At 60.4% G+C, this 2,205-nt stretch carries 5 protein-coding genes; 1 reads left to right on the top strand and 4 read right to left on the bottom strand.

The genetic code is table 11. The annotated features are described in order from the left end of the window. From VGY55_21370 to VGY55_21360, 3 genes are all read right to left on the bottom strand, one after another. On the bottom strand, positions 1–465 hold a 465-nt coding region (locus VGY55_21370), incomplete at its 3' end, for a hypothetical protein (protein ID HEV2972533.1). Further along, a complete protein-coding gene (locus VGY55_21365) occupies positions 362–820 on the bottom strand; it encodes an ERF family protein (GenBank protein HEV2972532.1) in 459 nt (152 codons plus the stop codon). The genes VGY55_21370 and VGY55_21365, both read right to left, overlap by 104 nt. Next, entirely contained in the window at positions 807–1,235 is a 429-nt protein-coding gene (locus VGY55_21360) for a hypothetical protein (GenBank protein HEV2972531.1), read from the bottom strand. Before VGY55_21360 ends, VGY55_21365 begins: the two co-directional genes overlap by 14 nt. A gap of 634 nt (positions 1,236–1,869) precedes the next feature. Between VGY55_21360 and VGY55_21355 the strand changes: the two genes are divergently transcribed. After that, complete coding sequence (locus tag VGY55_21355; protein HEV2972530.1) at positions 1,870–1,992, top strand: hypothetical protein; 123 nt, start codon at positions 1,870–1,872, stop codon at positions 1,990–1,992. Here the strand turns inward: VGY55_21355 and VGY55_21350 are convergent. Next, on the bottom strand, positions 1,989–2,205 hold a 217-nt coding region (locus VGY55_21350), incomplete at its 5' end, for a hypothetical protein (protein HEV2972529.1). The genes VGY55_21355 and VGY55_21350 overlap by 4 nt on opposite strands.

Below are 2,205 nucleotides of genomic sequence, written 5' to 3'. Positions count from 1 at the left end.
GCTTGCGGTTTGTTCACCATTTTTCGATCCCGGCACGCCCTCGGCGTGATGAATGGCAAAGCTCAAGAGCTTGGCGCGAAACGCCTCCTCGACATGCTTGGCGTCTGTCGCATTGAGCTTGTTCTTTTCCGCAAGCCGCCGATGCGCCCATTTGGTCGCCTCTTCACTGCCGATCTTGTTCAATTCGCCAAGCATGATGTCGCGGAGGTGGGCCGATGCGGCGATGTCCAGGCGAACGGCGGTAAGCAGTTTTGCCTTGCCGTTGTCGACTGCAGGTTTTTCCGGCCGCGCGATTGGCGTTCGCGCGGCGAGTTTGGACAACTTGCCATCCAGCCTGCCGTTGCCGCGGATTGGCCTGCGGTTATGTCCTGGCGTCGACTGCGATGGACTGATCAGGATCCGGTGCATCGAGATCATCCTCGCCAGCGATACCGACGAGCGTGAATAAGGCGTAGCGCCGGGCATAGGTCAGCGCCGCGCCCATGCTGTGCGGCCGTTCGGTCTCCGCAATCGGACAGACTGGCCAGTCAGAGGCGATCCATTCGCCTGACGCGTGCGCAAGAATCGTGGTCAGATTGACGAGGCCCGAAGCCTGATCGACCGCGGTGGTCTGCACTGTTGCGATTTCGTGTTGCCCAAGCGTCTTGCGCACGATCTCAAGCCCGCTCGAGAGCGGTGCATAGCGGAACTGCCGTGCCCCGCCCTCCCCGCCTTGCGGTTCGATCGTGCCGATGAGCGACTTCTCGGGATTGGCAAGTTCGATCTGCGCCTTGGCCAGTGCGGCGGCGAGCGCAGCGATCGAGGGACTAGACCGCTGCATGGCTAGTCTCCCGGTCTAGAAGATCAAGGCTGATGGCGCCGGATTTGGAGCGCTTGGCGCGTATACCATGGCCACTCGCCTCCTTGGCATCTTCGGGCATCAGGTTCTTCAGTTCAGCCTTTGCTTGTTCGTGCTCGAGATGCGGCCCTCGGGTTCGCAAAAAGACCGCCGCAAATTCGGCCCAGGTATTGGATGACGTCATGTCGACAATCCGGACTGCTTCCAGCCGCGGCTTGGGCGGCTCGACGCCGAACAGCCGGGGCTGTTTGCCAGTCTCGACACAACGCCAGAACTTGCGCTCCGCAGTCACGATCAGGTGCTGATAGAGCGGATCGGCATGGGCCACGATCTCGACCCATTTGCCGCCGCCGGTGATCACCGAGAGCACAGCGGTCCTTGCCGCCACCACCCACATATTGTGCTGGCATATATTTTTCGGCCGCCACCTCTTCCGAGAACAACCACGGCAACATGAATTTGGCCTCGAACACCGCATCACTGCCCTCTACACGTCCATCGAGCGTCGCGCCCATCCAGCGCAGCACCGGGTGGCGGATCTTACGTTGGACGTCGATGACCATCTGCCCGGTATTGGCCTCATACCAGCGCCGGTTCAGGTCTTCGGTCGCCAGCCCGAGCTGAACCACGAGGTTGCCGGACAGGTCCTCGGGTCCGATTTCGCCCCGCTTTTCGCGCCAAAGCCGGACTAGAGCGGCTTCGTCATCGCCCATGATGATCCGAGCGTCCGAGCCGCCAATGAAATGCCGGCGATCCTGGCTGGTTTTTGTCCACACGTTCGAAGTCATGACTTCCTCACGCATCGGAAATCGCGTCTGATACTTTCCAGCCGATTCCATAATACGATCATGTGATCGGAAACGTATCGTTAGATTTGAATGAAGTCAAGTCGAAAAGGAAAGCCTTTGACGAGTCCTCAGATTAGGGCTGCGCGCGGTTTATTGAGGTGGAGCGCCGAGGATCTTGCTCGCGAAGCCACCCTGGGCCTGGCGACGATTAGGCGTGCTGAAGGCGCCGAAAACGAAACATCGATGACATCGGCCAATGATCTAGCGGTTCGCCAAGCACTCGAAAGCGCCGGCGTCGAGTTCATCGACGAGAACGGCGGCGGCCCTGGCGTCCGACTGCGAAAGCGCCATCAGAAGAAAAGTTAGTTCTCTGGCCGAATCAGTCGCGGCGCTTTGTGCCGTTGCGGCCAGCCGAGAGGCACGCGTTCGAGCACGATTGTAGAGTCGAGGACGGACGCGGTGGCTGAGCCCTGAAGGGTCCGCTCCGTTTTCCGTCCCCGCTCATCAAACCGGACGTGCTGATTTCCAGCATCCGGCTTTCCGACCGGCGTCACCGTACGACCCACGGCGGACGTCCAT

The sequence above is a fragment of the Pirellulales bacterium genome (assembly GCA_035939775.1).
Taxonomy (GTDB): domain Bacteria; phylum Planctomycetota; class Planctomycetia; order Pirellulales; family DATAWG01; genus DASZFO01.
Note: the sequence above shows the minus strand (reverse complement) of the source record. Positions and strands in the feature narration are given on the sequence as shown.